This window comes from Pseudoduganella sp., from assembly GCF_041914865.1.
Taxonomy (GTDB): Bacteria; Pseudomonadota; Gammaproteobacteria; order Burkholderiales; family Burkholderiaceae_D; genus Rugamonas.
Genome location: NZ_JAYSCO010000011.1, coordinates 20,516 through 27,612, shown reverse-complemented (window position 1 = coordinate 27,612; position 7,097 = coordinate 20,516). Strand labels below are relative to the sequence as shown.

At 64.8% G+C, this 7,097-nt stretch carries 9 protein-coding genes; 5 read left to right on the top strand and 4 right to left on the bottom strand.

Annotation, left to right across the window (positions count from 1 at the left end; genetic code table 11):
* Window positions 1-81 precede the first annotated feature (81 nt).
* Genes ACE3TQ_RS07695 through ACE3TQ_RS07685 form a run of 3 tightly spaced genes read right to left on the bottom strand, consistent with a single transcriptional unit; the run spans window position 82 to window position 2,694 of the window.
* Entirely contained in the window at window positions 82-1,251 is a 1,170-nt protein-coding gene (locus tag ACE3TQ_RS07695) for a VWA domain-containing protein (protein WP_374581438.1), read from the bottom strand.
* A 1-nt stretch (window position 1,252) separates the two neighbouring features.
* Window positions 1,253-1,840 carry a GNAT family N-acetyltransferase gene (locus tag ACE3TQ_RS07690; RefSeq protein WP_374581437.1) on the bottom strand — a complete coding sequence of 196 codons (588 nt, stop codon included), beginning with the start codon at window positions 1,838-1,840 and terminating at the stop codon, window positions 1,253-1,255.
* Window positions 1,840-2,694, bottom strand: coding sequence for an AAA family ATPase (locus tag ACE3TQ_RS07685; RefSeq protein ID WP_374581436.1), 855 nt, complete (start codon window positions 2,692-2,694; stop codon window positions 1,840-1,842). The genes ACE3TQ_RS07690 and ACE3TQ_RS07685 overlap by 1 nt, the downstream gene beginning before the upstream one ends.
* A 159-nt stretch (window positions 2,695-2,853) precedes the next feature.
* Here ACE3TQ_RS07685 and ACE3TQ_RS07680 point away from each other — a divergent pair, with 159 nt between their 5' ends.
* The 5 genes from ACE3TQ_RS07680 (at window position 2,854) to ACE3TQ_RS07660 (ending at window position 6,653) form a co-directional block, all read left to right on the top strand.
* Complete coding sequence (locus ACE3TQ_RS07680) at window positions 2,854-3,174, top strand: cytochrome c (RefSeq protein ID WP_161023933.1); 321 nt, start codon at window positions 2,854-2,856, stop codon at window positions 3,172-3,174.
* 11 nt (window positions 3,175-3,185) lie between these two features.
* On the top strand, window positions 3,186-3,527 hold the full coding sequence (locus tag ACE3TQ_RS07675) for a cytochrome c (protein ID WP_374581435.1): 342 nt from the start codon (window positions 3,186-3,188) through the stop codon (window positions 3,525-3,527).
* Between the two features lie 115 nt (window positions 3,528-3,642).
* On the top strand, window positions 3,643-4,110 hold the full coding sequence (locus ACE3TQ_RS07670) for a (2Fe-2S)-binding protein (RefSeq protein ID WP_374581433.1): 468 nt from the start codon (window positions 3,643-3,645) through the stop codon (window positions 4,108-4,110).
* Window positions 4,107-6,293 (top strand): molybdopterin cofactor-binding domain-containing protein, encoded by a 2,187-nt coding sequence (locus ACE3TQ_RS07665; RefSeq protein ID WP_374581432.1) that lies wholly within the window; start codon window positions 4,107-4,109, stop codon window positions 6,291-6,293. The genes ACE3TQ_RS07670 and ACE3TQ_RS07665 overlap by 4 nt, the downstream gene beginning before the upstream one ends.
* A gap of 90 nt (window positions 6,294-6,383) precedes the next feature.
* Window positions 6,384-6,653, top strand: a complete 270-nt coding sequence (locus ACE3TQ_RS07660) for a hypothetical protein (protein WP_374581431.1) — start codon at window positions 6,384-6,386, stop codon at window positions 6,651-6,653.
* Here ACE3TQ_RS07660 and ACE3TQ_RS07655 read toward each other — a convergent pair.
* Complete coding sequence (locus tag ACE3TQ_RS07655; RefSeq protein WP_130310403.1) at window positions 6,650-7,075, bottom strand: DUF1841 family protein; 426 nt, start codon at window positions 7,073-7,075, stop codon at window positions 6,650-6,652. The genes ACE3TQ_RS07660 and ACE3TQ_RS07655 overlap by 4 nt on opposite strands.
* Window positions 7,076-7,097 lie beyond the last annotated feature (22 nt).

The window sequence follows — 7,097 nt, the reverse complement described above, 5'->3', positions numbered from 1 at the left end:
AGGAAGAAATGTGGACATTTCTGAAGGAAATGTCCACATTTCTTCCTGACCCCAAAGTGGACATTTTGCCGGCCGGGGGGCTTACTTGCTGAGGGTGCGCATGGCGCGTTCGAGGCCTTCGATGGTGATGGGGAACATGCGGTTCTGCATGATCTGCTTGATCACGGCGATCGATTGCCGGTATTGCCATAGCCCTTCGGGCTCGGGGTTGAGCCAGACGAATTTGGGGAAGTGGCTGGTGAAGCGGCCCAGCCATTCGGCGCCGGCTTCTTCGTTGTTGTATTCGACCGAGCCGCCGGGCTGCAGCACTTCATAGGGACTCATGGTGGCGTCGCCGACAAATATCACCTTGGTGTCGGGCGGGTATTTGCGCAGCACGTCCCAGGTGGCGAAGCGTTCGGCGTTGCGGCGCCGGTTGCTGCGCCACAGGTAGTCGTAGACGCAGTTGTGGAAGTAGTAGAACTCCATGTTCTTGAACTCGGTCTTGGCGGCCGAGAACAGTTCTTCCGCGCGTTCGATGTGGTCGTCCATCGTGCCGCCGACGTCCATCAGCATCAGCACCTTAACGTTGTTCTTGCGCTCGGGCTGCATCTTGATGTCGAGGTAGCCGGCGTTGTTGGCGGTGGCGCGGATGGTCTGGTCCAGCGCCAGTTCTTCGGCGGCGCCTTCGCGCGCGAACTTGCGCAGGCGGCGCAGGGCGACCTTGATGTTGCGCGTGCCCAGTTCGCGTTCGCCGTCGTAGTCTTTGTAGGTGCGCTGCTCCCACACTTTCACCGCGGTGCGGTTGCCGCCCTTGCCGCCGATGCGGATGCCTTCCGGGTTGGTGCCGCCGTTGCCGAACGGGGAGGTGCCGCCGCTGCCGATCCATTTGTTGCCGCCTTCGTGCCGTTCCTTCTGCTCTTTCAGCAGTTCGTTCAGGCGGTCCATCAGCTTGTCGTAGCCGAACTTTTCCAGCGCGGCGATCTGCTCGGGCGTGAGCTCGCGCTTCATGCGCTGCAGCAGCCAGTCGAGCGGGATCTCTTTGGTCGTGTCGAAGACGGCGTTGATGCCTTTGAAGTACTGGCCGAAGGCGCGGTCGAACTTGTCGTAGTTGGCTTCGTCCTTCACCAGGCACAGGCGGCTCATGTAGTAGAAGTCGTCCAGCGATGGCTGCAACACCTGCTTTTCCATCGCTTCCAGCAGGGTGAGGAATTCCTTGATCGTGACCGGGATCTTGGCGTCTTTCAGCGTGAAGAAAAAGTCGATCAGCATCTCATGCCCTCCGTGCCAGCAGGTAGAGCAGCTGGGCCTTCACTTCCGGCCATTCGCCGCGCACGATGCTGTACATGACGGTGTCGCGCACGGTGCCGTCGCGCCGCTTGGCGTGGTGGCGCAGCACGCCGTCTTTCCTGGCGCCCAGGCGTTCGATGGCGGCCTGCGAGGCGTGGTTGAAGTTGTCGGTGCGGAAGCCGACCACGGCGCAGCCCAGGGTGTCGAAGGCGTGCGCCAGCAACAACAGCTTGCAGGTGGTGTTGACGTGCGTGCGCTGGACGCTGCGGCGGTACCAGGTGTAGCCGATTTCGACGCGGTCGATGGCGGGCACGATGTCGTGGTAGCTGGTGGTGCCGAGCACGCGGCCGCTCACCGCTTCCACCACGGCGAAGGCCAGGCGGCCCGGCCGCATGTCGAGGGCGCTGGCGATGTAGGTTTCCACCTCCTGCGGTTCGGGCACGGAGGTGATGCGCAGCTTCCACAGCTCGCCGTCGCGCGCGGCGTCGCGCAGGGCGTCGGCGTGCTGCGCGCCGAGCGGCTCCAGGCGCAGGCCGTTCAGCTCCAGCGTGACCGGGGTTGGGGCGTCCATCAGCGGTTGGTCCTCGACATGAATACCAGGCGCTCGAACAGGTGGATGTCCTGCTCGTTTTTCAGCAGGGCGCCGTGCAGCGGTGGGACGATGGCTTTCTGGTCCTTGCTGCGCAGGGCTTCGGGCGGGATGTCTTCGGCCATCAGCAGCTTGAGCCAGTCCAGGAATTCGCTGGTGGACGGCTTTTTCTTCAGGCCCGGCACGTCGCGCACTTCGTAGAAGGACTGCAGGGCGGTGGCCAGCAGCTCCTGCTTCAAGTGCGGGTAGTGCACCTTGACGATGGCTTCCATCGTGTCTTTGTCCGGGAATTTGATGTAGTGGAAGAAGCAGCGGCGCAGGAAGGCGTCCGGCAGCTCTTTCTCGTTGTTGGAGGTGATGATCACCAGCGGGCGGTGCTTGGCCTGCACCATTTCGCGCGTCTCGTAGACGTAGAATTCCATGCGGTCCAGTTCGCGCAGCAGGTCGTTCGGAAATTCGATGTCGGCCTTGTCGATCTCGTCGATCAGCAGCACCACCGGCTCCGGCGCGGTGAAGGCCTGCCACAGCACGCCCTTGACGATGTAGTTGTGGATGTCGCGCACGCGCTCGTCGCCCAGCTGCGAGTCGCGCAGGCGCGAGACGGCGTCGTATTCGTACAGGCCTTGCTGGGCCTTGGTTGTCGATTTGATATGCCACTGCATCAGCGGCATGTCGAGGGCGGCCGCGACTTCTTCGGCCAGCATGGTCTTGCCGGTGCCCGGTTCGCCTTTGATCAGCAGCGGGCGCTGCAGGGTCAGGGCGGCGTTGACCGCCAGTTTCAGGTCATTGGTGGCGACGTAGTTGTCGGAACCTTCGAAACGCTGTGGTGCTTGCATTGGTCTTCCAGTCAAATTGTATACATATTGAGTATATGCTAGATCCATATTATGGACGTTTGTCCAACTTGTAAGGTAAAATCGCAGGTTGAGGGCGCGATAGCCATCTTTTTTGCGCTTGGCAGTATTCGATTACAACTGATTAAAGCCCACACTATGATGAAAAAAATCTTCGCACTCCTCGCGCTGGCCGCCGTAGCGCAGGCTGCCGCAGCCGCGGATATCGTCGGCGACGCCAAGAACGCAAAAGGCAAGATCGAGATGTGCATCGGTTGCCATGCGATCCCAGGTTATAAAGCGACTTTCCCAGAAGTGTTCCAGGTGCCGAAGATCGGCGGCCAGTCTGCCAAGTACATTGAAAACGCGTTGAAGGGCTACCAGAAGGGCGAGCGTAAGCATCCGTCCATGAAGGGTATCGCCGTCAGCCTGTCCGACCAGGACATCGCCGACATCGCCGCTTACTACTCCCAGCAGAAATGAGGCCTGGAACCATGAAAAAACTGATTATCGCCCTGTTCTGCTCCGCCGTTTCCTTCAGCGCCAGCGCCGGCGGCAATATCGCCAACGGCAAGGCCCTGGCTGAGAAGTACAGCTGCGCCGCCTGCCACGGCAAGGATTACAACTCCCCGATCGACCCGAGCTACCCTAAGCTGGCCGGCCAGCACAAGGACTACCTGGAGCACGCGCTGATCGCCTACAAGCGTGGCGACGCGCCGAACGGCCGTTCCAACGCGATCATGGTGGGCCAGGTCAAGCCGCTGTCCAACAAGGACATCGCCGATATCGCTGCCTACCTGCACTCGCTGCCAGGCACCCTGGTGCTGAAGCGCTAAGCCGGCGCAGCCTGCAGAAAAAGCCCGCCAAGCGCGGGCTTTTTTTCGTCTTAAGGTCGCCTTAACTTTGGGCGCGGCGCGGGTGCTAACCTAGCCCGACCTTATGGGGGAGACAATGATTTATAAACTGCATATCAATGGCGCCGCCCGCACGGCGGACGTGGAGGGCGACACGCCCTTGTTGTGGGTCCTGCGCGACACGCTGGGCCTGACCGGGACCAAATACGGCTGCGGCGCCGGCGTGTGCGGCGCCTGCACCGTGCATATCGACGGGCAGGTGGTGCGCAGCTGCGTGATGCCGGTCAGCGCGGTGGGCAAGGGCAAGGTGCGCACCATCGAGGCGCTGGCGCCGGACCGTTCGCACGCGCTGCAGAAGGCGTGGATCGCGGAGCAGGTGCCACAATGCGGCTACTGCCAGTCGGGCATGCTGATGGCGGCGACGGCGCTGCTCAAGTCCCACCCCAAGCCGAGCGATGCGCAGATCGAGGCGGCCATGACCAACCTGTGCCGCTGCGGCACGTATCCGCGCGTGCGGCGCGCGATCCGCCGCGCGGCGGGCATGAAGGTGGAGGATGCAGCATGAGCGCCCGCCGCGATTTCCTCAAGACCCTGGCCGCCGGCGGCGTGTTGGTGGCCATCGCGCCGGCCGGGCGCGCCTTCGCCGCCGGCCAGGACGGCGCCGGCGCGGCAGCCGCTGCGCCGGCCGCGCCCCTCCCTGTGCCGGGCTGGGTGCGCATCGCGCCCGACGGCGTCGCCACGGTCTTGTCGAACACCAGCGAGATCGGGCAGGGCACCGGCACTGCCATCGCGCAGATGCTGGCCAATGAGCTGGACCTGGATTGGAAGACCGTGCGCGTCGAGATGGCGCCGCTGGAGAAGCGTTTCATCAATCCCGGCTGGGGCGAGTTCTCGACCTATGGCAGCGGGGGCGTGTCGCACCAGTTCGCGCCGCTGCGCAAGGCCGGCGCCCAGCTGCGCGCCATGCTGGTCGGCGCGGCGGCGGCCGAGTGGCGCGTGCCCGCTGCAGAATGCGATACCGATGCCGGCTACGTGGTGCACCGCGCCAGCGGGCGCCGCCTGGCCTACGGCACGCTGGCCGCGCGCGCGGCGGCGCAGCCGGTGCCGGCCGATCCGCCGCTCATGCTCAAGGAGCGCTGGCGCTTCATCGGCAAGGACCAGCAGCGCCTGGACTTGCCGGGCAAGGTCGATGGCAGCGCCGTCTACGGCATCGACGTCAGGCTGCCTGGCATGCTGTACGCGGCGATCCTGCAATGTCCCCACTTCGGCGGCAAGCTGGCGGCGCTCGACCCGCAGCCGGCGCTGGCCAAGCCGGGCGTGAAGCGCGTGGTGCGCCTGGCCGATGCGGTGGCCGTGGTGGCCGACAGCACCTGGCGCGCGCAGCAGGCGGTCAATGCGCTCAAGCCGGAATGGGACCTGGGCTCGGCCAGCAAGCACACCAGCGCGGCCTATATGGCCAGCCTGCATGCGGCGCTGCAGAAAGACGGCGAACTGGTGGTGCCGCGCACGAAAAAGGCGGAAGACATCCTGGCCGACTACAGTGCGGCCAGCGCCAGGGGCAGCAAGGTGATCGAACGCACCTACGCCGTGCCGCTGCTGGCGCATGCCACCATGGAGCCGATGAACGGCACCGCCCACGTCAGGGATGGCAAGGCCGAACTGTGGCTGCCGACCCAGACCCAGCAGACCGCGCAGGAGAATGTGTGCAAGGCGCTCGGCCTGCCACCGGAAGCGGTCACCATCTACACCACCCTGAGCGGCGGCGGTTTCGGCCGCCGCATCGAACCCGACTTCGCGGTGCAGGCGGCGCTGATCGCGCGCGAGGCAGGCGTGCCGGTCAAGCTGACCTGGAGCCGCGAGGAGGACATGCGCCACGGCTACCACCGTCCCGCCGTGGCGCTGCGCATGCGCGCCCACGTCGACGGCAAATACGCCATCCAGGCCATGCGCGTGGACTGGGCCTGCGATTCGATCTTCAATTACTCGCGCTTCGGCGCCGACAAGGCGGCGGCCAAGCCGTTCGACCGCAGTCCGCTGGGCGTGCCGATGAGCCAGTACTACACCATCCCCGCCCTGCTGCGCCGCGTCACCACCGTGGAGGCGGGCGTACCGCTCGGCTACTGGCGTTCGGTGGCCGGTTCGCAGAATGTGTTTGCCTCCGAATCGTTTGTCGATGAACTGGCGCGCATGTCGGAGCACGACGCTTTCGGCTACCGGCGCGCCATGATGAAGCCGGGCAGCCGCGAACGGGCCGTGCTGGACCTGCTGGAAGCGCGTTCGGGCTGGCGCGGCGACCGCGCGCCGGGGCGCCACCTCGGCATGGCCTTCACCTGGGCCAATGGCAGCTATATTGGCCAGGTGGTCGAGCTGTCAGTGGACCCGGCCTCGCGCGTCAAGCTGCACCGCATCACCACGGTGGTCGATTGCGGCATTGCGGTCAACCCGCGCAATGTGCGCGGCCAGGTGGAGGGCGGCAATATCTTCGCGCTGACGGCGGCCTTCTACGGCGAGATCACGGTCAGGGAAGGGGCGGTGGAGCAGTCCAATTTCACCGACTACCGCCTGCTGTCGCTGGCGGAAACCCCGCCCATGGATATCACCGTGGTGGACAGCGGCGAGGCGCCGGGCGGCATCGGCGAGGAGGCGGTCGGGCCGCTGGCGCCGGCAGTGGCCAATGCCTTGTTTGCTGCAACCGGCAAGCGCGTGAGCGAGCTGCCGTTCTCACGGGCCGGTTTCACGCTTGCCTGATTTTTTTGCACCGGCGCGATTATTGGATAGTTTCCACGCGGAACTATTGGTCTATGATGGCTGTATCGAGCAATCGCGGAGGTGCGGGAAATGGTGTACTTGCTGACTGCGCTGCTGGCCGGCGTTGCCGTGCTGCTGCTATGCCTGATCGGCCGCCTGGGCCGTAAAGCCCAGGCCCTGCTGGCGGCGACGCTGCCGTGGCTGATCAACGTGGCGCCGGCGCTGGTGATCGACTCCGGCCACCTGCCGCGCGCCATCGTCTTTGCCGCCATCGCCAGCCCGCTGGTGTTTGTGCTGATCTGGTTCCTGCCCATCGTGCGCATCGACGAGGCGGCGGAAAAGGCCGAACCGCAGGCTTAAATCCGGCGCTTGACCGCTTCCACGTAGGCGGCGCCGTCCGGCGGCACGCCGCGCCGCTGCGAATTCCAGATCATCTCGCCCAGGCACTCCATGATTTCATGGTGCGCCGCATGCTCGGTGCCCAGCTTGCGCGCCAGGCCGATGAAGGCTTCGCGGATGCCGCGCGGCTGGTCGATCGACAGCTGCTCGGTGATCGACAAATGCATCGACAGGTGCAGGAAGGGATTGGCTTCGCTGCCTTCCACCGAGTAGTCGCGCGCGATGGCCGCTTCCACATCTTTCAGCTGGTCGTGGTATTCGGGGTGCGCCATGATCCAGTCGCGGGCGATCAGCTCGATCGGGTCCATGATTTCGTTGGCATTGGCTTTGCGGTAGACGTCGCAGAAGAAGCGGCGCACGTCGTGGGAAGACGGGGTAAACATGCCGCCATTGTACCGTGCCGCG